The organism is Alcanivorax sp. HI0044 (genome assembly GCF_001634945.1).
In genome coordinates, this window is record NZ_LWEZ01000875.1 from 1 (window position 1) to 21,836 (window position 21,836).

Annotated in this window: 20 protein-coding genes; 9 read left to right on the forward strand and 11 right to left on the reverse strand. The window is 59.0% G+C overall.

Annotated features, from left to right (window positions below; translation table 11 throughout):
* Nucleotides 1-187 precede the first annotated feature (187 nt).
* The 6 genes from rluB to A3730_RS10265 all read right to left on the reverse strand — a co-directional run bounded on the left by rluB (nucleotide 188) and on the right by A3730_RS10265 (nucleotide 5,916).
* Entirely contained in the window at nucleotides 188-1,030 is an 843-nt protein-coding gene (gene rluB, locus A3730_RS10240) for a 23S rRNA pseudouridine(2605) synthase RluB (protein WP_063518826.1), read from the reverse strand.
* On the reverse strand, nucleotides 1,023-1,976 hold the full coding sequence (gene scpB, locus A3730_RS10245) for an SMC-Scp complex subunit ScpB (RefSeq protein ID WP_063518827.1): 954 nt from the start codon (nucleotides 1,974-1,976) through the stop codon (nucleotides 1,023-1,025). Before scpB ends, rluB begins: the two co-directional genes overlap by 8 nt.
* A 2-nt stretch (nucleotides 1,977-1,978) precedes the next feature.
* Complete coding sequence (locus A3730_RS10250; RefSeq protein ID WP_063518828.1) at nucleotides 1,979-2,974, reverse strand: ScpA family protein; 996 nt, start codon at nucleotides 2,972-2,974, stop codon at nucleotides 1,979-1,981.
* Nucleotides 2,975-2,986: 12 nt separating this feature from the next.
* Nucleotides 2,987-4,201: a tryptophan--tRNA ligase gene (locus A3730_RS10255; RefSeq protein ID WP_197468417.1), complete on the reverse strand. Its 1,215-nt coding sequence runs from the start codon at nucleotides 4,199-4,201 to the stop codon at nucleotides 2,987-2,989.
* Between the two features lie 140 nt (nucleotides 4,202-4,341).
* On the reverse strand, nucleotides 4,342-4,965 hold the full coding sequence (locus A3730_RS10260; RefSeq protein WP_063518829.1) for an L-threonylcarbamoyladenylate synthase: 624 nt from the start codon (nucleotides 4,963-4,965) through the stop codon (nucleotides 4,342-4,344).
* A 96-nt stretch (nucleotides 4,966-5,061) separates the two neighbouring features.
* A complete protein-coding gene (locus tag A3730_RS10265; RefSeq protein ID WP_369819062.1) occupies nucleotides 5,062-5,916 on the reverse strand; it encodes a PHP domain-containing protein in 855 nt (284 codons plus the stop codon).
* A gap of 165 nt (nucleotides 5,917-6,081) precedes the next feature.
* On the opposite strand from A3730_RS10265, the gene A3730_RS10270 reads away from it, so the two are divergent.
* The 3 genes from A3730_RS10270 (at nucleotide 6,082) to A3730_RS10280 (ending at nucleotide 7,952) form a co-directional block, all read left to right on the forward strand.
* The gene (locus tag A3730_RS10270; RefSeq protein WP_231880700.1) at nucleotides 6,082-6,831 is read left to right on the forward strand and encodes a VC0807 family protein; all 750 of its coding nucleotides are present in this window, start codon (nucleotides 6,082-6,084) and stop codon (nucleotides 6,829-6,831) included.
* Nucleotides 6,832-6,842: 11 nt separating this feature from the next.
* Nucleotides 6,843-7,142, forward strand: coding sequence for a YciI family protein (locus tag A3730_RS10275; protein WP_063519151.1), 300 nt, complete (start codon nucleotides 6,843-6,845; stop codon nucleotides 7,140-7,142).
* A 147-nt stretch (nucleotides 7,143-7,289) separates the two neighbouring features.
* Nucleotides 7,290-7,952: a TIGR04211 family SH3 domain-containing protein gene (locus A3730_RS10280; RefSeq protein WP_063520984.1), complete on the forward strand. Its 663-nt coding sequence runs from the start codon at nucleotides 7,290-7,292 to the stop codon at nucleotides 7,950-7,952.
* Between the two features lie 82 nt (nucleotides 7,953-8,034).
* On the opposite strand, the gene A3730_RS10285 is transcribed toward A3730_RS10280, so the two are convergent.
* Nucleotides 8,035-8,892, reverse strand: a complete 858-nt coding sequence (locus tag A3730_RS10285) for a hypothetical protein (protein WP_231883919.1) — start codon at nucleotides 8,890-8,892, stop codon at nucleotides 8,035-8,037.
* Between the two features lie 386 nt (nucleotides 8,893-9,278).
* On the opposite strand from A3730_RS10285, the gene A3730_RS10290 reads away from it, so the two are divergent.
* From A3730_RS10290 to A3730_RS10300, 3 genes are all read left to right on the forward strand, one after another.
* Nucleotides 9,279-10,193, forward strand: a complete 915-nt coding sequence (locus A3730_RS10290; RefSeq protein ID WP_063520604.1) for an acyltransferase — start codon at nucleotides 9,279-9,281, stop codon at nucleotides 10,191-10,193.
* 77 nt (nucleotides 10,194-10,270) lie between these two features.
* Complete coding sequence (locus A3730_RS10295; protein ID WP_063520605.1) at nucleotides 10,271-12,871, forward strand: DUF349 domain-containing protein; 2,601 nt, start codon at nucleotides 10,271-10,273, stop codon at nucleotides 12,869-12,871.
* A complete protein-coding gene (locus tag A3730_RS10300) occupies nucleotides 12,864-13,337 on the forward strand; it encodes a DUF4442 domain-containing protein (protein ID WP_063520606.1) in 474 nt (157 codons plus the stop codon). Before A3730_RS10295 ends, A3730_RS10300 begins: the two co-directional genes overlap by 8 nt.
* Nucleotides 13,338-13,363: 26 nt before the next feature.
* Here A3730_RS10300 and A3730_RS10305 read toward each other — a convergent pair whose 3' ends face one another.
* Both A3730_RS10305 and A3730_RS10310 read right to left on the reverse strand, forming a co-directional pair.
* Nucleotides 13,364-13,978, reverse strand: coding sequence for a DUF924 family protein (locus A3730_RS10305; RefSeq protein ID WP_063519097.1), 615 nt, complete (start codon nucleotides 13,976-13,978; stop codon nucleotides 13,364-13,366).
* A 20-nt stretch (nucleotides 13,979-13,998) separates the two neighbouring features.
* Entirely contained in the window at nucleotides 13,999-14,625 is a 627-nt protein-coding gene (locus A3730_RS10310; RefSeq protein ID WP_063519096.1) for an arylesterase, read from the reverse strand.
* Between the two features lies 1 nt (nucleotide 14,626).
* Between A3730_RS10310 and A3730_RS10315 the strand changes: the two genes are divergently transcribed.
* Both A3730_RS10315 and A3730_RS10320 read left to right on the forward strand, forming a co-directional pair.
* On the forward strand, nucleotides 14,627-15,304 hold the full coding sequence (locus tag A3730_RS10315) for an ABC transporter ATP-binding protein (RefSeq protein WP_063519095.1): 678 nt from the start codon (nucleotides 14,627-14,629) through the stop codon (nucleotides 15,302-15,304).
* Nucleotides 15,297-17,708 carry an ABC transporter permease gene (locus A3730_RS10320; protein WP_063519094.1) on the forward strand — a complete coding sequence of 804 codons (2,412 nt, stop codon included), beginning with the start codon at nucleotides 15,297-15,299 and terminating at the stop codon, nucleotides 17,706-17,708. Before A3730_RS10315 ends, A3730_RS10320 begins: the two co-directional genes overlap by 8 nt.
* Here the strand turns inward: A3730_RS10320 and A3730_RS10325 are convergent.
* Nucleotides 17,685-18,866: a multidrug effflux MFS transporter gene (locus A3730_RS10325; RefSeq protein ID WP_063538025.1), complete on the reverse strand. Its 1,182-nt coding sequence runs from the start codon at nucleotides 18,864-18,866 to the stop codon at nucleotides 17,685-17,687. The genes A3730_RS10320 and A3730_RS10325 overlap by 24 nt on opposite strands.
* Nucleotides 18,867-19,310: 444 nt before the next feature.
* Here A3730_RS10325 and A3730_RS10330 point away from each other — a divergent pair, with 444 nt between their 5' ends.
* Entirely contained in the window at nucleotides 19,311-21,290 is a 1,980-nt protein-coding gene (locus A3730_RS10330; protein WP_063538027.1) for a sodium:proton antiporter, read from the forward strand.
* A gap of 127 nt (nucleotides 21,291-21,417) precedes the next feature.
* On the opposite strand, the gene A3730_RS10335 is transcribed toward A3730_RS10330, so the two are convergent.
* A complete protein-coding gene (locus tag A3730_RS10335; RefSeq protein WP_063520150.1) occupies nucleotides 21,418-21,834 on the reverse strand; it encodes a MerR family transcriptional regulator in 417 nt (138 codons plus the stop codon).
* Nucleotides 21,835-21,836 lie beyond the last annotated feature (2 nt).

The window sequence follows — 21,836 nt, forward strand, 5'->3', positions numbered from 1 at the left end:
CTTCAGGCCACGCCCTTCGGGTCATTCAGGCTGGCCCGCACTCGTTGTTGCGCTTTTTCGATGGATGGACATATCTCGATCCCAGTTAGGGGACACCTTCAAAAGCGCGCCCTCTGTGCCCCGAATGGGGTATAGATTGCGAACCAGCCTGAAAGACTGAGTACACAAGGAGTTTTTCAGAGGTTCCCTAGCGGCGATACGGCCCGCGGCGGGCCTTGCGCGGTGGCTTGCTGCCGCTGCGCTGGTGGCGCAGGCGAGCACGGCCGTAAAGCCCGGTGTACTTCTTGCCCTTGAGTTCCACCTTGTCGATCAGCGCTTTCATTTGCTCCGGCTCCAGCTCCATCCAGCGCCCCTGACGCAACTGCGGAGGTAGCGTCAGGTCACCAAAGCGGATCCGCATCAGGCGAGCCACTTCCAGGTCCTGGGACTGAAACAGGCGACGCACTTCCCGGTACTTGCCGCCGGTCAGCGTGGCCTTGTACCAGTGGTTGGCGCCTTCTTCTGCGCCACCGGCATCCTCGATGCTATCGAATTTGGAAACACCATCCTCCAGCAACACACCATCAAGCATGGCCTGGCGCTTTTCCGGGGTCATGCCGCCCCGAACCCGCACCGCATATTCGCGCACAAAGCCGTTGGAGGGATGCATCAGGCGGTGGGCCAGTTCACCGTCGGTGGTGAACAGCATCATGCCAGTGGTATTGATATCCAGCCGGCCGACTTGCACCCAACGCATGCCTTGCAGGCGCGGCAGGTTATCGAACACCGTCGGGCGCCCTTCGGGGTCGTTGCGTGAGCACACTTCTCCGGGGGGCTTGTGGTACATAATGACCCGCTGAACGGTGTCTTCTTCGGCCTTCACTTTAATTATCCTGCCATCTACACGTAGGGTATCTTCACTGCCAACCCGGTCACCCAGGGTCGCTACAGTCCCATTGACCGAGACGCGACCGTCGCTGATCCAGGTTTCAAGCTCCCGGCGGGAGCCCAGCCCGGCACGGGCCAGGACTTTCTGTAATTTCTCACTCATGGGGCGTTCGGCTTTCCTCTGCGCTGTCGCTCGGTTCCTGCTCCTGATCAGAAGCATCATCTACCGCGACATCATCACTATCGTTTGCAGCGCCGTCCGGCTCAGTGGAGGCATCATCCGCCACCGCGTCATTGCCAACTGGGGCGGGCTCAGCGTCATTCTTGTCGCCGGGTTTACGGCGGAATTCCTGTTCAAAGCTGGCCAGTACGGAATCGACCTTGTCCATGCTCATTTGTGTAGAGTCGTCGATTTCCGGTTCCGGCTCAAAACCGGGGATGCTCCCCTGATCACCCGGCAGGCGCACTTCATGTTCGCCAAAGCCATCATCATCCACGTCACCTTCGGAGGCTTCGTCAGCATCGCCCTCACCCGCTCTGCTGGGCGGCACATCGGTCAGGGCCAGCTCCTCATTCAGCTTGTCCAGGTCGCGAATCTCGGCCAGCGACGGCAAGTCTTCCAGGCTCTTTAGATCAAAGTAGTCCAGAAACTGTTTGGTGGTGGCGAACATGGCCGGGCGGCCCGGCACGTCACGGTGCCCGACAACTCGAACCCAGTTTCGCTCCAGCAGGCTTTTGACGATATGGGAGCTTACCGAAACGCCACGAATTTCTTCGATCTCACCACGGGTAATCGGCTGACGATAGGCAATCAAGGCCAGGGTCTCGAGAATCGCCCGGCTATACCGGGGTGGCTTTTCCTGCCACAAGCGGCTCACCCAGGAGCCCAGCTCAGAGCGTGCCTGAAAGCGAAAGCCCGACGCCACTTCCTTGAGGAAAATGCCCCGACCTTCGTATTCGTCAGCCAACTGCTCAAGGTATTTGGACAAATCCTGCTTGCTGGGTCGATCTTCTTCATCGAACAAGGCCAGCATGCCGTCACGGTCCAGCGGCCCTTCGGCTACAAGAATGGCGGCTTCAATGATTCTTTTTATTTGCTCAGCGTCCACGCTTACCCCTTGGTTCCATCGTGAGCTTCGTCATCCACCGCATCGAGAGTGCCGGTATCACTTTCATAGGCATCCGATTCGGCATCGGGTTCATCCTCGAGCTCAAGGCCGGCTAAAAGATCTGACTCTTCCAATACCAGCGTTTTCGCCTTCACGTGAATAGGCGCAAAGGCTTCGGTCTGAACCAGTTCGATCAGTGACCCTTTCACTAGCTCCAGTGTGGCCAGGAACGTAACCACGACCCCGAGCTTGCCCTCTTCCGGGTTGAACAACTCGATAAAAGGCACGAATTCGCGCCCTTTCAGCTTGTCCAGCACGCTGGCCATGCGCTCGCGGGTGGACAGCTTTTCCCGTGATACCTGGTGGCTTTCAAACATGTCCGCACGATGCATGACTTCTTTCAGTGCCAGCAGTAACTCGCGCATATCCACATCCGGCTGCGCTTTCTCACGGGTGAATTCCGGGCGCTTGGCTTCGGCAGGAAAGACGTCTCGCTCCAGACGCGGCAGTTCATCAATATCTTCCGCCGCTTTCTTGAAACGCTCGTATTCCTGCAGGCGACGAATCAGCTCGGCGCGGGGGTCTTCACCGTCCTCTTCTTCGTCTTCCTTGGGTCGAGGCAGCAGCATGCGCGATTTAATTTCGCTGAGCATGGCCGCCATGACCAGGTATTCCGCCGCCAACTCGAAGTTCATGGCCTTCATCAGCTCCACGTACTCCATGTACTGGACCGTGATGGTGGCCACCGGAATATCGAGGATGTCGAGATTCTGGCGCTTGATCAGGTAGAGGAGCAGATCCAGCGGCCCTTCAAAGGCCTCAAGGAAGACTTCCAGGGCATCCGGCGGAATGTAGAGATCATCAGGCAGCTTGGTAATGGCCTTGCCATACACCAGACCAAACGGCATTTCCGACTGGCTCGGGTGCAGAGGCCCGAGCAGGCCTGCTGGCTGCTTGGGTGCCGGATCTTCTGCCGTGTGCTCTACCGTTTCCGTCATGCTCTGCTCCGCCTAGCGGTAATTCAGGCCCATGGCTGCGCGCACTTCTTCCAGTGTGGCGCGGGCGGCTTCGCGTGCTTCCTCGCACCCTTCCGCCACAATGGTACGGACCAGGTCCGGATTGCGCAGGTGCTCTTCCGCACGCTTGCGAATGGGCTCCAACTCTTCCTGAACCGCTTCGATGATCGGCTTCTTGCAATCCAGACAGCCGATGCCGGCACTGGTGCAGCCTTCGCGCACCCACTGCCGGGTAGTGTCGTCAGAGTACACCATATGAAACTGCCATACCGGGCAGTTATCCGGGTTGCCGGCGTCGGTGCGGCGGACCCGGGCCGGGTCTGTGGGCATACGGCGAATTTTGTTGTCCACATCCGCGGGCTCTTCACGCATGCTGATGAAGTTGCCGTAGGATTTGGACATTTTCTGACCATCCAGCCCGGGCATTTTGGAGGCTTGTGTGAGTAGCGACTGAGGCTCAGGCAAAATGACCTTGCCCCCACCCTCCAGGTCGCCCAGCAGGCGCTCTTTGTCACCCAGGGTAATATTTTGTTGCCCGTCAACCAGCGCCCGCGCTGTTTCCAGCGCCGCTTCGTCGCCTTGCTCCTGATACTGGCGACGGTGGTTCAGGTAAATCTTGGATTGCTTCTTGCCCATCTTCTTGATGGCAGCGTCCACGGCTTCTTCAAAGCCCGGTTCGCGGCCATACAGATGGTTGAAGCGACGGGCGACTTCCCGGGTCAGCTCCACGTGCGCTACCTGATCTGCCCCCACCGGCACTTGACCGGCCCGATAGGCGAGAATATCGGCAGACTGCAGCAGCGGGTAACCCAGAAAGCCGTAGGTGCTCAGATCTTTCTCGCGCAGCTTTTCCTGCTGATCTTTATAGGTAGGCACCCGTTCCAGCCAGGACAGCGGTGTCATCATGGACAGCAGCAGATGCAGCTCGGCGTGCTCTGGCACCTGGCTCTGGATAAACAGCGTGGCCGAACCCGGATTCACCCCGGCGGCAAGCCAGTCGATCACCAGGTCCCAGACATGCTGCTCAATCTTGTGCGGGTTTTCGTATTCAGTGGTGAGTCCGTGCCAGTCTGCGACAAAGAAGAAACACTCAAACTCATGCTGCAGACGCGCCCAATTTTTCAGCACGCCATGGTAGTGCCCCAGATGCAGGCGGCCAGTGGCGCGCATGCCGGAAACAACTCGCTGGGAGGGAACCACGGAACTCAAAGCCAACTCCTTATACCCTGTAGGTGGCATTCCAGGGGGAACGCTGCGGGGAAAGCCCGCGATTATACGGCGAACCGCGCCGTGAGGGACAGCGACTTGTCAGTGTCTGGTCAAACCCTGAGCAAATCCCTGCAATTTGACTAATAGATGGCGTCGACTGGACCTGCGCCTTCACGCACCACCACCGGTCCCTCCCCTTCAGACAGGGAGATGACGGTGGTTTCCAGGGTGCCGCAAAAGCCCCCGTCGATCACCAGGTCCACGTGATTTTCCAGAAAATCGCGCACGTCTTGCGGGTCGGTGAGCGGAAACTCATCGTTGGGCAGGTGACAAGTCGACGTCATTATCGGTTCACCGTGCTCGGCCAGCAGCGCCTGACAGATGGCATGGTCAGGGACTCGAATACCGATGGTGCGCTTTTTGGGGTGCATCAGCCGGCGTGGCACTTCGGTGGTGCCCTGTAAAATGAAGGTATAGGGTCCTGGGGTGTGCGCCTTGAGCAGGCGGTAATCCGGGTTGTCCACCTTGGCATACACCGCCAGCGCAGAGAGGTCGTGGCAGAGCAGCGTAAATTCGTGCTTTTTGTCCAGTTGGCGCAGGCGAATCAGGCGATCCAGAGCGGCCTTTTCACCAATGCCACATCCCAGCGCGTAGGTGGTATCCGTGGGGTAGGCAATCAGCCCACCGTTACGAATGACGTCCACGGCCTGTCTAATCAGGCGGGGCTGGGGTGTTTCGGGATGGATGTAGATAACGTCGGTCATAACTTCAGTTGGTAGTTGATAATTAATAATTGACAGGTAACGTCAAAACATTGACGCAACCTATTGTTTTAGCTGCCAACTGTCCACTATCAATTGTCAGCTGGTTAGCCTCCCTTCCCACACCGGCCTGGCGCCTTTGGGCACCGGCGGCAATCGCCCCAACGCCAGCCATTTCTGCTCCGGCGAATGGAAATCCGATCCGGCGGACACCTGCAGATCAAAGTGTTGCCAGCATTCATCCAGCAACGCGGTCTGTTGCGGGGAGAGCCCGGGCATGGCCACTTCCAGGCCGTCGCCGCCGGCTTCCTTGAAATGGGCAAGAAACTGGCGCAGTTTCTTGCGCGTCATCCCGTAGGCCTGCGGATGAGCCAGTACCGCGGTGCCGCCGGCAGCATGAATATCGGCAATGGCCTCTTCCAGAGCGCACCAGGGCGTCGCCACAAAAGCGGATTGCCCCTGCTTCAGATAGCGGTTGAAGGCATGCCGGTGGTTGCGCACCCTGCCCGCTTCTTCAAGAAAACGGGCAAACAAAGGACGCCCAGGCGCATCGGTGCCCGCCAGTTCACAGGTGCGCTCATAACTGTTGGCCAGTGTGGCTGCGCGATCCAGACGGCGACCAATCTCCCGGGCACGATTTACCCGTGCCTCCTGCTGGGCTGCGACCCTTTCCTGTAACTGACCACAACCGGTATCCAGCCACAATCCAAGCACATGATATTCCCGGTTTTCGTGACGCACAGACAGTTCGATACCATTCACCAGGCTGATGTCGTGCTGACGGGCAGCCTCATGGGCTTCAGGCAACCCGGCCAGGGTATCGTGGTCAGTCAGGGCCAGACAGGTTACGCCATAGTCCGCAGCCCTCGACACCAGCGCTGCAGGGCTTAGAATACCGTCCGACGCTGTACTGTGACTGTGCAGGTCGATTGTGTGGTTACAAGAAATAGCCAGATCCTCTCAAGGTTCTCGATGTGTCTGCCGTGACTCCCATGCGTCACAGACGCTCACTGCGACAGGCTGACGACGGGAATCAAGGCGCAGGGTAGCATTTTTGAGCCCTTCACCGGCATCTTTAACGCCCTCCGGCTGCCATAAACTGATCAAACGGAATCTCGAATGAGCGAAAGCAACATCCCGGAACAGAACGGCAAGCCAGCCAGCGCCATGCCACCAAAGCAGGAAAGCTTGCTGGCCAACCTGCTGATCAATATCGTGATTCCGGCCCTGATCCTGGCCAAACTCTCCGGGGATGACTGGCTGGGCACCAAGTGGGCCATTGTGGTGGCGCTGGCCTTCCCCTTGCTCTACGGCCTGCGCGATTTCCTGCAGAACGGCAAGGCCAATTTCTTCTCTGGCTTGGGCATCGTCAGCATTATGCTTACCGGCGGCATCAGTCTGATGGAGCTGGACGCCAAGTATATCGCCATGAAAGAGGCTGCCATTCCGGCCTTGCTGGGCATTGCAACGATGGTATCCCTGCGCACCCGTTGGCCGCTGGTAAAGACTTTCATTTACAACGACAAGGTGCTGGATACCGACAGGATTGCCGCCAAACTGGAAGACAACAACAACCTCCACGCCTTCGAGCTGACCCTCAAGCAGGCTTCCTGGATGGTGGCGGCCTCCTTTTTCCTGTCCTCTGTGCTCAACTACGTGCTGGCCAAAATAATTTTGACCAGCCCGCCGGGCAGCGAGGCATTCAATGCCGAACTGGGCAAGATGACAGCTCTGAGCTACCCGGTTATTGTCTTGCCCTCCATGATTGTGCTGATTCTTGCCATGCTCTTCCTGTTTCGCCGCATCGGCAAGCTGACCGGGCTAGACCTGGAAGACATCATGGCCGCACACCACCGCAAACCTGAATAAAGAGCGAAACCATGCTGTACGCGATCATCAGTGAAGATGTCCCTGACTCCTTGCCGTCACGCAAACAGGCTCGCCCCGCGCACCTGGCGCGGCTGGAAGCCCTCCGTGATCAAGGGCGCCTGCAACTGGCAGGGCCACACCCGGCTATCGACAGTGAAGACCCGGGCCCAGCGGGCTTTACCGGATCATTGGTCATTGCGGAATTTGATTCCCTGGACGCTGCCCAGGCCTGGGCGGATGCGGATCCGTATATGGATGCCGGCGTGTACGCCAGCGTTACGGTAAAGCCCTTCAAGCGCGTACTGCCCTGAAAGCTACAGCCGCAACGAATGGGCAGTCATGGCAATTTGCTATTTTTTACAAAGACACCACGGCCTGCGCGGCGAAATGTGACTATGGTAGCGCCGCTACCCGCATGACTTCTTTAGACTGCGCGGCCTGACCTCAAGGAGTGACTGATGCTCGCTAGATTATTCTGTGTACTGGCATTGCTGAGTGCATCCAGCAACGCCCTCGCCGCTGCGGCCTGGGTGGATGACAGTATTTATGTACCCATTCGTGCCGCCGCCAACCCCAGCGGACGCATCCTTCACCGCGGGATCAAAAGCGGTACACGTATCGAGTTTTTGGGCTTCGAGGGCGACTGGGCAAAGATTCGCTACGGCGATACCGAGGGCTACATCGGCAAGCAATACCTGAGCCAGAGCCCTACTGCTGAAATTCGTCTTGAGCGCGCCACCCAGGCCAGCGAGCAAGCCAAGGCAGAAGTGGCGAAGCTGCGCACCCAGCTCGCCGAGATCAAGGGCGAGCGCGATGCCCTGTCGGAGCAATCCAACGAGTTGAAAAGCTCCCTGAGTTCACGCAGCAACGAACTCGAGCAGCTTCAGGAAGTGGCATCTGATCCCATTCGTCTGGACCAGGCTAACCGTCGCCTCAATGAAGAATTGAGCCTGCTGCGTTCCGAGCTGGATCAGGTCAAGGGTGAGAACGTGATGCTGCGCAGCAACAATACGTCCCAGCAATGGATCACTGGCGTGGGCATTCTGATTGTCGGCCTGATTGCCGGTGTGCTGATGCGTTCACGCTCTGGCCGTCGCCAGCGAGGCGGCTGGGCAAACTAGTCCGGATGCGGCCCGGGGCAACCCGGGCCGTCGTCTCGCTCCCGCCCCAGTGAAAAGCCGTTCTCTCGCCCCGCGTTAACGCCTATTCCGGGTATTCCCACACGGGCAAACCTGCCTGCACCTCCACCCTTAGCACAATGCCAGTAATGCCCTCGTAGCCCAGTGAACGAGGCCAGAATACATACGGTTCGATTTCATAGAAGAACCAGGGTCGCCAGACGCTACGTCGAAAGCGCACACTGGTGCGCCAGGTTTCAATCGCTGCAATGGGATCCGTATAGCCATCAAACCCCACCGAGTAGCCGATGCCGGATTGCTTGCCCAGGCGGGTATAGAGGCTCACCGTCTGATTGAAGTACCAATCACGGTTCATCTCGTTATTTTCTTCCGTCAATTCATATTCACTGCTGAAGCGAATCGTGGAAGCCTGCGTTAGCGGCCGGTCCAGCTCAAACAGGGAGTTGATGCCGAAGCCTTCCGGATCTTCCCAGTAGCCTTTCTGGGTAAACCGGAAATAGGTTTTTCCTCCCGGCAACGGCGTGTACCAGCGATAACGCGCGCGAACGAAGGTAGTGAATTCAGAGCGCAGCCCCGCATCCAGATCCAGATTCATTCTATCCGGCATCCTGGTTACCCACCGCAGGGCAGTGCGGAACCCACCCGAGTCGTCCCCCACCTCTTCTGGCCGACTATCCAGATCATTGCGCAGCTCACCACTGGTGTCGTCATCATTCTGGAAAAGCAGACTCAGGCGCTCCTGGGCGTTGGGCAGCTCTACCCGGGCGCGGATTTTTACCTCGCTGCCGTCATCATCATTGTCTTGCCAGCGGCTTGCGCCAATGATCCGCAGCTGTGTGCCAGGCTCTTCAGTATCAATTTCGTTGGGGCCGATAAAAAAACCATCGACCCAGCGTGTTGGCCCGCATACGGTGCGCGACATCCAGTCGTGGGTTCTGTCGACCCAGCCAGCCTCCCCGGAAAGGTGGCCACACGGGTTCGAATGAAAGACCCTTGAGGGCCCGTCAGAGGGTGATTCTGGGACCCCCTGCCCCTTCTGAACGGAAGCGGCAGCCTCTTCCGGCTTGTCTTGCCAGGATCCCTCCGGACCATCCTGGGCATAACCCGGCAATGGCAGCCCGAATGCCAAAAGCACCAGCAACAGGGGCAACCAACATCTTTCCATAGTCCGCATTGCTGCAGCATAACTGCATGGAATCATTTGCGGAATCCTGCAGTGACAAACGGCCATTTGACCGAAACGGACACGGGACAAGGCGTTTACCTTTGGGTAGCATGCCCGTTTACGTTGACTGAATGAATCGCGCTATGACCATTTGGCACAAGATCCGGGCCACACTCGCCCTGACAGGCATGCTGATCAACACCCTGCTTCTCTGCCTTCCACTTTACGCTTTCGCCCTGCTGCGACTGGTGCTTCGATTTGAGAAGGCACAAGTCATCCTGTCACGAATCCTGGTGGTCATTGCGGAAACCTGGATTGGCAACAACAACGCCATTATTGCCCTGGCCAGCCAGATCAAATGGCGCATCAGTGGCATGGACACGCTGAGCAAGGATCAATGGTACCTGGTGACCTGCAACCACCAGTCCTGGGCGGACATTCTGGTACTGCAGCGCATTTCCAATCGCCGCATCCCTTTTCTCAAGTTTTTCCTGAAGCAGGAACTGATCAAGGTTCCCCTGCTGGGGCTGGCCTGGTGGGCCCTGGATTTCCCATTCATGAAGCGTTACAGCAAAGCCGAACTGGAAAAGACCCCCTCACTGAAAGGCAAAGACCTGGAAACCACCCGCAAAGCCTGTGAGAAATTCGCCTACTTCCCCACCTCGGTGATGAATTTCTTTGAAGGCACCCGCTTTGACGCGCAAAAGCACGCCAAACAAGGCTCGCCATATCGCCACCTGCTCAAACCCAAGGCCGGTGGTGCTGCCTTTACCCTTAACGCCATGTCCGGGCATTTGCGAAATCTGCTTGATGTGACCATTATCTATCCCCCGGGCACGCCTCGCTCGCTGATGGCCTTTCTTGGTGGCGCCATGGGCGAGGTGGAAGTTGTTGTGCAGCAACGGGTTATTCCTGCCTGGGCCTCAGAGGGCAACTACGAAGACGACGCGGAGTTCCGCGCCCGTTTTCAGCAATGGATTGGCGAACTCTGGGCGGACAAGGATGCATTGCTGGACAAAAAGAACGCAACACGCAACGCGCAACACGCCACACGCTAATTTTCTGCCAATGGGGTTTCGTTCACCCGCATGCAAGCGTGGAGAGTGTTGCGTGCGGACGCATTTGGAACCTTGTTATGTTTGGCCGATTTCTGAAACCCCGCTGGCAACACGCCAACCCCGATATTCGTCTCAAAGCCGTTGAGCAACTGGACCTCTGTGATGACGCGACCCTGCTGAATCAGCTGGCGCGCGGTGATGCCAGCGCCCTGGTGCGCGCCGCTGCCACCAGCCGACTCACCGATTTTGCGGCCCTGGATGAAGTGCACCAACGTGACGAAGCGCCCTCCGTTCGCGAGGCCGCCTCCATGCGCATCATGGCCCTGCTGGCAGGCACTACCGATGATGCCCCCAACAGCGACACCCGCCTGCGCCTGATTCGGCTCACCGGCAATGAAAATGTGCTTGCCCATGTGGCCAGCCACAGCCCGGACATGCACAGCCGCATGGCAGCCATTGAGCGGCTCAAGGATGAAGGCGTGCTATATCAGCTGGCTCTGGATGCTCCCACCGAAGCACTGCGTGTTGCCTCTGTGCAGAACATCGCCTCCCTTTCGCTGCTGAAGCGTTTAGGCAAGGAGGGTCGTGACAAGCGCGTCACTCGCCTGGCGCGCGACCAGGCCCGGGCGCTCCAGCAACAACAGCAACAGAGTGAACGGGAAACCGCCAAGGTCTACCACCTCGCCGATCGGCTTGAACAGCATGCTCGCCGTCGTGTGGACGCCCTGTATGGGCCGCAGCTGGAACAGCTTGAGCAACAGTGGCAGCAACTGACACGACAGGCGACCCCGGATTTGGCTTCCCGCGTTCAGCAAGCCCTTCACCAGTGCCGCACGCAGCTCACCGAATTGCAAGAGCAAACCCGGCAACAGGCGCTGGCAGAGACCGCAAAAGCTGAGCGCGAAGCGGCAGCGCACAGCCTGTATCAGCTATTGAGCCAGGCGACCCCGGAAACCTGGGATCATCAGCTAGGCGAAATGCGCTCCGCATTAGCCACCCAGCAACGCCGCTGGGACAGCGCCGATGAGCAATCGCAGGCCCAGGATGAAGACCGGCTGGCTTTCACTGACCTGGTAACTGCATTTCAACAGCTGCTTACCCTGGCCGCCGATATCAATGCAGCAGACTCACCGGCCACACTCGCCGAGCTGGCCGACCGCTGGCCAGGGGAATATCAGCCTCCCTCTGCATTGTTGGCGCTGCGTAAACGGGAAGCCGAAACCTCCGATGCGCAAACGTCCGCACAGAACCGCCCGGCACCAGCCTCACAGCCCCATCGCGGCTTGCTGGTCGCCCTGAAGCGAGAGCTGCGCCAGGGCAATCTGCGCCATGCCAATCGGCTCTGGCACAAAGCCCAGTCGATCATCGAAAGCGACGGAGACACCGGGTTGGACGCAGAGCTCACCAAGCTCGCTCCGCGCCGTGCAGAGTTGCAGGACTGGCACCGTTTTGCTGCTGAACCGAAGAAAGTGGCGTTATGCGAACGCATGGAAGCGCTTAAAGACACCACCATGGATGCCCCGGAACTGGCCACCGCCATTCAGGCGCTCCATGATGAATGGCGCGCGCTGATGAGTTCGGACCAGGGCGAGGATCAGGCGTTGTGGACGCGTTTTAAAGAGGCATCCGACCAGGCCTACCAGCCCTGCCATGCGCACTTTGCCGAACTGGACGCCATCAAGGCAGGTAATTTGGAAAAGCGCCGGGCACTGTGCCAGCAACTGGAAGACTTTGTCACCGCTCAGAACTGGGAAACCGCTGATTGGCATGGTGTCTGGCAAATTCGCCAGCAGGCCCCGAAAGACTGGAAAACCCTGCACCCGATCCGGTTCACCGACGCCCGGGATGTGCAGAAACGGTTTTCCTCCCTGCTCACCCAGCTCGACGAGCAGCTGAATCGTTACATTGAAAAAGCCGAGAGCGAGCGAAAACAATTGCTGGACCAGGCCCGTGCATTGCTGGAACTGGACGATGCCCAGCACGCCACACGCGAAGCGCAAGCCATCCAGAAACGCTGGCGGCAATCCGCCTGGTTACCGCCCGGCCAGCACCGCACATGGCAAAAACCGTTTCGCAAAACCATGGATGCCCTGTTCGATGCCCGCAACCGGGATATTGCCGCCCGGCGCGAGCAACAGGAGCAAGCGAGCCAGATGCTGACCACGCACATTGATGCGCTGGAGGTATCACTGACGCAACCGTTTAGCGCTGACACAGCGAACAGTCTACGCAGCGCGGCTGCAGCCGTGGACGAGCACCTGGATGGCAATCAGCCCCAGCCGCTGGTTCGCAAAGCACAGCAACTGAAGCGGCGCGCCAGCGAGCGACTTCAGCAACTCAGTCGTTGGCAGCAGTGGCAGCAGCTCCGTGACGCCGTTGTGGCCCTGACGGAAAGTGTCGAATCCGCTGACCAACCAGAAAGTGGTGCGAATACTGACTCCGCTCTTACCCTGGCCGTGGCCTTTGAGGCCCTGGCCGGTGTGCCCAGCCCGGAACCGGAGCGCCAGCGCCGCTTGCAATGGCAGCTAGAGCAACTACCCAGTGTCATGAAGCAGCAACAGTTTGACGCCCGCGAGGAAATGCAGCGGCTTCTCAAACAGCACCAAACACCGGTGCCTGCCGCAGTGAAAGCGCGCCTGGACAGCGCCATTGCCGTTCTCGAACCCGGCAATGCGTAATCTGCTCTCGCGATTCACGCGCTCACCGAAAGGTCTGCAATGGTTTCTGAACCTGTACGGGCCCTACCTGGGCGCCGGTGTTCGTGTGGACTACCTGGCAGACGACTTCCGCGAACTGAATGTCTCCATGGGGCTGCACTGGTACAACCGGAACTATGTAGGAACCCATTTCGGCGGCAGCCTCTATTCCATGGTGGACCCGTTCTACATGCTGATGGTGATGACCGTGCTTGGGCGCGATTATGTGGTCTGGGACAAGGCAGCGGATATAGAATTTGTCCGGCCCGGCAAGGGCCGGGTCTTCGCCCATTTTCAGCTCACCGATGCCATGATCGACGATATCCGCGCGAACACCGATGGGGGAGAAAAATACCTGCCGTGCTGGCCGGTTGAAATCGTGGATGGCGATGGAAACCGCGTGGCGGTGGTCAACAAGACGCTCTACATCCGCCGTAAACCCGCGTAGCGCCTTTCTCTACCGGAGCACCGGTTTTACTGCCCGAAACCGGAGCTGTTTTCCAGAAAGCTGAGCTCCTCAGCCGTGCTGTCCCGCCCCAGCGCGCGGTTGCGGTGCGGAAAGCGACCAAATTGCTGAACGATTTGCAGATGCTCCCGCGCGGATTTCAGCGAACTGTCCACATGGCTGGCCAGTGCCTGGGGCGCATTAGCCCTGATAGCCTCCAGTGCGCAAAGGCATTGCTGCTGCAGATCTTCGTCTTCGGCATGCATTAGCGGCATCACAAAGAAAACCTGCCCGCACAGCGGCAGCTTGCTGTGCATCTGCCGTGACAGCCCCTCAATGGCCAGCGTGGCGGCCCGATGATCACCACTGAAAGCCTGGGCCTGGCCGCGGTAGATATTGCGGGTGAACTGGTCCAGCAACAGAATCAGCGCCAGTCGCCCCAGGGGGGTTCTTTCCCAGTCCACCAGTTCCTGCTGCAGGGCCGCATCCACCAACGCACCAAAGCGGTGTGCAATTTCCGCATCGTCTCTAGCCGTAGCGGCAAACCATCGCTTGCTCATGTTGCCCGATGGCCAGCCATGCTCCAGGCCATCCTTAAACCAGTAATCCAGTATTTCCTGCCATGATGGGCCTAAATCAAACATCGGGGCTCGCTCGGTTGTATTTACTGATCACTCTTGCCTTGGCACTGCACAGGCAGTTGCGGCTCAATCACTGACAAGGCGCTTTCCAGCAACAGCGGCTGAGCATCAACGGTGGGGTGAATGCCATCATCCTGCACCCAACCCTGCTCAATCACGCCATCCAGAAAAAAGGGCACCCAGGGCGTGCTGGTGGATTGCGCAACGTCCTTGAATTGCTGTTCAAACAAGGCAGTGTACTGCTGGCCGTAATTGGGGGGAATGCGCATGCCCAACAGCACCGCGGTGGCTCCCGCTTCCCGCGAAAGCACGACCATTTGCTCCAGGTTCCTCGCCATGGCCATGGGCGACAAACCACGCAAACCATCGTTACCCCCCAGCTCAATCACCACCAGATCCGGCTGGTGACGTGACAACAGTGCCGGCAATCGCGTTTTGCCGCCGGCGGTGGTTTCACCGCTAACCGATGCATTGATGACGGGATAATCCGGGCACCTTTCCTGCAGTTGCTGGTCCATAAGAGCAACCCAGCCCGCCGACTTTTCAATACCGTAGGCAGCACTGATACTATCGCCCAGTATCAAGACACCGCTGGCGTGAACCGATGCTGTCACGCACAACAACTGAATCAGTAGAAGATATCTTGCCATGATGAATACAGCGTCTCCCGTTTTGCTTGCCCACAATGTCAGTAAGCGCGTTCAGGGCCCAGAAGGCGGGCTTGATTTGCTGCAGGATATCACGCTTGAGGTGAATGCCGGTGACAGCCTGGCGATCACAGGCCCTTCCGGGTCAGGCAAGTCCACCCTGCTCTCCTTGTTGGCGGGTCTTGATGTGCCCACGGCTGGTGACGTGAAACTCAATGGTGCCTCGTTCAGCCAGGCTGACGAGGACGAGCGGGCACGACTGCGTGGCGAACAGTGCGGCTTCGTGTTCCAGCATTTTCAGCTGATCAATGACCTCACCGCGCTGGAAAATGTCATGCTGCCGCTGGAAATTCTCAACCGCGAAAAGCGCCGTGAGCTGGCCATGCACTGGCTGGATCAGGTGGGCCTGGCCCACCGGCAACATCACTTCCCGGCACAGCTTTCCGGTGGCGAGCAGCAGCGCGTTGCCCTGGCGCGGGCTTTTGTTGTGTCGCCGGCCTTGCTGTTTGCCGATGAACCCACCGGCAGCCTGGATTTCGCTAACGGTGAGCATGTGGCCGATCTACTGTTTACGCTGAATGCGGAGCAAAAAACCGCGCTGGTGCTAGTCACCCATGACCCGCAGCTGGCCGGTCGCTGCCAGCGATCGGTCTCTCTGACGGAGGGCCGCCTCAGTGTTTAAACCCTGGCGATCCCCCGCATTTCGGGTTCAGGCCCTGGCCCTGCTGGTGGCGGCCTTTGCCATGACTGCCATGCTGATTCTGCGTGACAGCGTGGATCAGCGGTTCAATCAGCGAACCGCCGTGGCACTGGGGGCAGACTGGATTCTGGAAGGTTCCCGTTTCCCCGAAGAGAACCAGCAACAGGCCGTTGCCGATTTGCCCCATGCTGAAGCAACCGGTTTTGCCAGCGTACTGATCAATGAAGATCAGTTTTTGCTGTCCAGCATTCGCGCACTGTCCGACGGTTACCCACTTTATGGTGAGCTGTCGGTCAGCGACTCCCGCTTTAGCGAGCCTTACCCCGTGGGCCATGGCCCCACGCCAGGAACCGTCTGGCTGGCTGGCCAGGCGCTGGACCGGCTGGGGCTTAAAGCCGGGGAATTCATTACCCTTGGTGAGCGCAGCTTTCTGATCGACAAGGTGCTGGTGCAGGAGCCAGATCAACAGGCCGGCTTCTACAGCATGAACCCTCGTACCCTTATGCACCTGTCGGACCTGGAAAGTACCGGCGTGCTCGGCCCGGGAAGTCGCTACCGGCACCACCTGCTGGTGGCCGCCAATGGTGAGCAACGTGCAGCCCTGGATGAACAGCTTGGCGATAACCTGCGTCCGGACCAGTCCATCGAAACCGTGGCAACCACAGATCTGCGTAGCCGTGGCCCGGTGGAGCAAATGTTTCTGTGGTCGCAACTGGCGGTGATGCTGGTGGTGCTGCTGTGTGCCGCCGCCATTTATCTCACCGCCAACCATCGTGCGCGCCAGCAACAAACATTGTGTGCCGTGATGAAAACCGTAGGCGCTCGACAACGGCAAATCGTCCGGCGACTACTGGGTGGTGATGTGCTTGCGCTGCTGCTGCCGATCATTGCCGGTGTCGCGCTTGCCGTACTGGTGGGCTGGCAGCTCTCCGCGTTGCTCGGTGCGGAACAGTTTTTCATGGCGCCGGTGATCTGGGGACTGCTGGGCCCGGTGCTACTCTGGCTCGGATTTGCCGCGCCAACGCTGTGGGTGAGCCTGTCGCTGCCCGCCACCGCACTACTCAGTGGCCGTGAGGCGCCGACCCGACTGGGGCGGCGGGTTTTGCTCATCGCCATTGCCACGCCTGTTCCCCTGGCTGCCATCATGACCGGTTCGCTGGCCGCGTTGTGGCCGCTCTTGCTGCTCACCCTGGCAGTCTCGCTGGGGCTGCCAATGATTTTGTGGCCACTGGTGCAGTTACTGGACCGTTTCAGTACGCGCCTGAGCCTGCCCGCGCGGCTGGCCCTGCGCCGGTTGAGCCGCCGCAAGGCGACCACCCTGCCCTTGCTGGCAGCCCTGATCATTTCCCTGACCGTGCTTTCCATGTCGGTGCAAACCGGCAGGGAATTGCTGAGCGACTGGCGGGCCACGCTCCCGGAACAAGCGCCCAACTATTTCGTGATCAATCTGTTTGATCAGGATCTGGACGCCTTCAATGACTGGCTTGGCGCACACAACAGTGAATCCCAGCCGCTCTATCCGGTGGTTCGGGCCCGGCTCACCGCCATTAACGACGAGCCCGTTCGCAGCGCCGTTACCAAGGAAGAGGATCGGGCTGAACGCGCCCTGAACCGGGACCTGTCTCTCACCGAAGCCGATGCCCTGCCGGACAGCAACATTCTCACCGAAGGGCGCTGGGCCAGCGGCGCCAATGAAGTCACCGTGGAAAGCAAACTGGCGGATTCGTTGGGACTACAACTCGGGGATTCGCTCACGTTCACCGGCGCCGGGCCGACCATCAGTGCCACCGTGGTGGGGCTGCGTGAGGTGGATTGGGAAAGCTTTGCTCCCAATTTTTATTTCATCTTTTCGCCCGACACACTGAAGACGCAGGGCCGCACCTGGATCACCAGCTTTTTCCTGCCCGCAGATCAGCAGGCAGAGCTGGGCGATCTGGTCCAGCAATTCCCGCAAATCAGCTTGCTGGACGTAAATGCCATCCTGGCCACGCTGCAGGATATCATCGGCCAGGCTAGCCGTGCGGCCTTTGTGGTGGGCGTACTGCTGTTACTCGCTGCCCTGCTGGTGCTGATGGCGGCCCTGCTGGCTATGACAGACGCCCTGCGGCGGGACAACCGGTTGCTGATCGTGATTGGGGGCCGCCGCGCCTTGCTGCGTAAAACCGCGGCACTTCAAGCCTTCTATCTGTTCGGTGGGGCCGCATTGCTGGCCAATCTGATCCACCTGGCCGCCCTGATACCGCTCGGCACTCGCCTGTTCGACAGCCAGTTGCCATTGAGTGGCTGGCTGTTACTGCCGTGGGGAGTCGCCGGGTTGGTAACGCTGGCCGCCCTGCTGGCACCACCGCTGATGCCCAAAGGCTCAGGGCTGTCGGCGAGCCAATAGAGAGAATGCCACCCAGGCCGCCACGCTACTGGCGGCCATCAAGGCGGTCATGGGTAACGTGCTGCCATCGTGGAGCATGCCCAGCACCGTACCGATAACACCTGCCAACAGGAATTGCAGCGCGCCATTCAGCCCGGTGGCCGCACCACTGTCGCGATCGAACAAATCCAGGAAGCTGGCGATGCCGTTGGGCATGATCAACGCGACCATTCCTGCAGCAACCATGATCAGCGGCACCACCAGCCACAGCGTCAGCAAACCGGCCAGGGTTAAACCCAGCAAGGTGAGACAGGCCGCCACCTGTAACGCCAGTGCCACCTGCATGATTGATGCACTGCTGTAACGGCGCAGCAGCAAAACGTTTAACCGGTTCATGCCGAGCATGGTCACCACATTGGCGCCAAAATACAGGGGGAACTGCTCTGGCGTGATTCTAAAATACTCCATGTAAAGAAAGGCAGCATCGGTAATAAAGGTAAACATGGCGGCAAACGCCAGGCCATTGGCCAGAATAAAGCCCATGGCCTGGCGGTTACTCAACACCCGGCCATAAGCCAGGAACATGCGCTGGCGTAGCGGCTCGGTACCCGGTTTCACCGCCACGGTGGGCAGCAGGAAACGCACAATGCCAAAGAGCATGAATCCGTATATCGCCAGCATGTAGAAAATACTTTGCCAGCCAAACAACTTGAGCAGCAAAGCCCCCACTGCCGGCGCCACCAGGGGGGCCACCAGCATCACCAGGCCGATGGTGGTCATCACCTTGGCCGCTTCCTTGCCGGTAAAATGATCTCGTACTGAGGCCGCCGCAATAACCACCGTGGCACCACCACCCAGCGCCTGTAGAAAGCGCAGCATGTACAGCATCTCGATATTCGAAGACAGCGGAATGCTCAGGCAGCCAAGAATAAACAGGGTCAGCCCCACATAGGCCACCGGTTTGCGGCCAAACTGATCCGACAGCGGCCCGCCCAGCCACTGGCCCGCAGCCACCCCCAGTACATAGACACTGACCGACACCTCCACTGCATGGATTTCAACGGCGAAATGGCCAGACATGGCCAGCAATGCCGGGAGGTAGGTGTCAATGGCCAAAGGCCCCAGTGCCACCAGGGTGGCGAGCAAGAATGCCAGGCGGCCGGGAGAAAGGTTTTGCATGAAGTATCCTGATGCCGGCCCCGGTGCACGTTTTGCGCCCCTTGGGAGCCCAGATTGAGAATGATGCGGGGTAAAGACGGATATGCCGGAGCGGTTCAGCAATGCCCCGCAAACTCAGCCTCAAGAGCGCAATCGCACGCAATGGTACCGCAATGCTCTAACCCTTTCAGTCGATTTATGAATCAGGTTCAATGTTTGCAGGTAAAAACAGGTTGCGACAGGGCTGAGGGGCTGTGACTATTAGCCGGCTCACGGGTAAGCAGCCCGGCGCTTGATGCCCGAATACGCGTTTACCGCCACCCGCAATCATGCATAATGCGGCTTGGCTCGTGGCAGCATGACCGCAATCGTATTGCCCTGCCCGTGGCTACCGCAATGCCCATCTCGCCGGCCAATGGATAAGTGCCCGCCAGATGTGGATCCGTTTCATCACCTAGGAACTTCATGGATTTAAGCGTCCCTTTCCAGCTAGCCATCATCACCGTGGCTGCGTTTGCCTGCCAGTGGCTGGCTTGGAGAATCAAGCTCCCCGCCATCCTGCCCTTGTTGCTTACCGGCCTTGCCCTTGGCCCGTTCTTTGACGTACTGCAACCCAAGGAGCTGTTCGGGGACCTGCTGCTTCCCGGTGTTTCACTGGCGGTATCCATTATTCTGTTCGAAGGCGCGATGACGCTGCGCTTCGATGAGATTCGCGGCCTGGAAAAAACCGTGCGGCGGCTGGTCACCTGGGGCGCGCTGGTCACCTGGAGCATCGTGACGGTCTCTGCCTGGTGGGTGCTGAAGCTGCCGCTGGGCCTGGCCTTGTTGTTCGGTGCCCTTGTTGTGGTGACCGGCCCCACCGTGATTGTTCCCCTGCTGCGCAGCGTGCGGCCCGTGAGCAGTGTGTCGCGCCTGCTTCGCTGGGAAGGGATTGTGATCGACCCGCTGGGCGCAATTTTCGCGGTACTGGCCTATGAACTGGTAGTGGCAAGCGGACAGGACGGCGCGGTGCTGCATACACTCTGGCTGTTCTTCCAGACCATCGGTGTGGGTGCCGCCATCGGTTGCGTTGTGGCGTTTGGGCTCGCCGAGCTGCTGCGCCGCCACCTGATTCCTGAATACCTGCGCAGTTTTCTGGTGCTGTCCTCGATCATTGGCGAATTCGTTCTGGCCAACGGGCTGAGTGAAGAATCCGGGCTGGTAGCCGTTACCGCCACCGGTATCGTGCTGGCCAACCGCAAAGGAGTACGCACCGACGACATTCTCCACTTCAAGGAAAACTTGTCGGTGATGCTCATTTCCGGCCTCTTTATTGTGCTCGCGGCACGACTGGAAATGAGCGAGCTGAGCCAGCTTGGGCTCACGGCTCTGGCGGTACTGGCGATCATTCAATTCGTTGCCCGCCCCCTGTCGGTATGGGTTTCCACACTGGGCTCATCGCTAAACTGGCGAGAAAAGTCCCTGCTCGCCTGGATTGCTCCGCGCGGTATTGTTGCCGCGGCGATCTCCGCCCTGTTTGCCGAACGCTTGCAGCAAAATGGCGTTCCCGGGGCCGAAAAGCTGGTGCCGCTCACCTTTATGGTGATTATCGGCACGGTAGCGTTGCAGAGCCTCACGGCTCGGCCTCTGGCCCGCCTGCTGAAAGTGGCGGAACCTGCCGCACGCGGCTTCCTGATCATCGGCGCCAACCCGGTGGCCCGGGCCATTGGTGCAGCCTTGCAGAAAAACCAGTACCCGGTGGTGGTCACCGATTCCAGCTGGGAGTCCATTCGTTCGGCGAGGATGGAAGGGCTGGGCACCTTTTACGGCAACCCGGTATCTCAACACGCGGATCAATATCTGGATCTGGTGGGTTATGGCAAGCTGCTGGGCCTCAGCCCTCGCCGTGAGCTTAATACCATGGCGACCATGCGCTACCGGCTGGAATTCGGCGAACAGAACATTTTCAGCCTGCCCACCCAGAAAACGGAAAAGGAAGTGAAGCACGAAGTGGCGCCAGAACACCGTGGCGCCACCCTTTTTGCGCCGGAGATGACCTATGCCCGCCTGGCCAGCCTGCTCAGCCAGGGCGCTGAAATCCGCAAAACACGCATTACCGAAGAATTCAGTTTTCAGGCCTACAAAGAGGCACCGGGGCGCCAGGTCTGGCCGCTATTTGCCATTGATGCCCGCGAGCGAATTCATGTTTTTTCCGCGGAAGAGCAGCCTGACCCGAAGGCCGGCTGGCATATTCTTGGCCTGGTGAAAGAAGACGCCGCCAAGGAAGAAAAGAAAGCCGAAGCCCGCGCTGAAGCCGCCGCCGAGAAAGCGGCAGCGGAGAACAAGACGGATGGCAAAGGCGAGGAAAAAGAGACCACCACTGACAACAAATCGGACAAGAACAAGTCCGGTTCGGCCATCGCCGACAAGAAGAAAGGGAGTTCGCAGAAAAAATCGAGCACCTAGCGTGCTCCGCTGGCGAGCACCTGTAGCCAATACTGATGATGGCTGCAGGTGCTCTTCTCCGCTCCTCCTGCTCCTTGTGCTGGATAAGTTTCTAAACGAAAGGCTCAACGGTTCAGCCAGCGCTGCCCTACTCTGCTTCGTTACCCACAAAGGAATCAATCAGACCACATACCCGGCCATCATCCAGCCGGCAGTCCGGCGCACCCTGCCATTCATTCATCGCATCACGCATACGAGCACTCAACGCCTGCAGTTCGGCGATTCGAGCTTCTACCTGCGTTAGCCGCCTTTCAATCAGGGTGCGGACCTGGCCACAAGGTGTTTCCCCTTCGCGGGAGGCCTGAGTCAGTGACTGAATATCGCCCAGAGTGAACCCCAGAGACCGGGCTTTCAGGGCAAACCGCAACAAGCGTAAATCCTCTGCCCCGTAATAACGGTAGCCGTTATGGCTGTCGCGACTCGGTGACAGCAAACCGATATCCGTGTAATGGCGCACGGTTTCTGCGGTGGTGTTCGCCTTTTTTGCCAGTTCCGATACACGCATGG

What these genes read in the sequence shown, in the direction of transcription:
- A3730_RS10315 (WP_063519095.1), top strand. Translation starts at nt 14,627, where the DNA reads ATGAATACAGCGTCTCCCGTTTTGCTTGCCCACAATGTCAGTAAGCGC.
- A3730_RS10280 (WP_063520984.1), top strand. Translation starts at nt 7,290, where the DNA reads ATGCTCGCTAGATTATTCTGTGTACTGGCATTGCTGAGTGCATCCAGC.
- A3730_RS10295 (WP_063520605.1), top strand. Translation starts at nt 10,271, where the DNA reads ATGTTTGGCCGATTTCTGAAACCCCGCTGGCAACACGCCAACCCCGAT.
- A3730_RS10310 (WP_063519096.1), bottom strand. Translation starts at nt 14,625, where the DNA reads ATGGCAAGATATCTTCTACTGATTCAGTTGTTGTGCGTGACAGCATCG.
- rluB (WP_063518826.1), bottom strand. Translation starts at nt 1,030, where the DNA reads ATGAGTGAGAAATTACAGAAAGTCCTGGCCCGTGCCGGGCTGGGCTCC.
- A3730_RS10330 (WP_063538027.1), top strand. Translation starts at nt 19,311, where the DNA reads ATGGATTTAAGCGTCCCTTTCCAGCTAGCCATCATCACCGTGGCTGCG.
- A3730_RS10250 (WP_063518828.1), bottom strand. Translation starts at nt 2,974, where the DNA reads ATGACGGAAACGGTAGAGCACACGGCAGAAGATCCGGCACCCAAGCAG.
- A3730_RS10260 (WP_063518829.1), bottom strand. Translation starts at nt 4,965, where the DNA reads ATGACCGACGTTATCTACATCCATCCCGAAACACCCCAGCCCCGCCTG.
- A3730_RS10300 (WP_063520606.1), top strand. Translation starts at nt 12,864, where the DNA reads ATGCGTAATCTGCTCTCGCGATTCACGCGCTCACCGAAAGGTCTGCAA.
- A3730_RS10335 (WP_063520150.1), bottom strand. Translation starts at nt 21,834, where the DNA reads ATGCGTGTATCGGAACTGGCAAAAAAGGCGAACACCACCGCAGAAACC.
- A3730_RS10290 (WP_063520604.1), top strand. Translation starts at nt 9,279, where the DNA reads ATGACCATTTGGCACAAGATCCGGGCCACACTCGCCCTGACAGGCATG.
- A3730_RS10325 (WP_063538025.1), bottom strand. Translation starts at nt 18,866, where the DNA reads ATGCAAAACCTTTCTCCCGGCCGCCTGGCATTCTTGCTCGCCACCCTG.
- A3730_RS10270 (WP_231880700.1), top strand. Translation starts at nt 6,082, where the DNA reads ATGAGCGAAAGCAACATCCCGGAACAGAACGGCAAGCCAGCCAGCGCC.
- A3730_RS10275 (WP_063519151.1), top strand. Translation starts at nt 6,843, where the DNA reads ATGCTGTACGCGATCATCAGTGAAGATGTCCCTGACTCCTTGCCGTCA.
- A3730_RS10285 (WP_231883919.1), bottom strand. Translation starts at nt 8,892, where the DNA reads ATGTCGCGCACCGTATGCGGGCCAACACGCTGGGTCGATGGTTTTTTT.
- A3730_RS10305 (WP_063519097.1), bottom strand. Translation starts at nt 13,978, where the DNA reads ATGTTTGATTTAGGCCCATCATGGCAGGAAATACTGGATTACTGGTTT.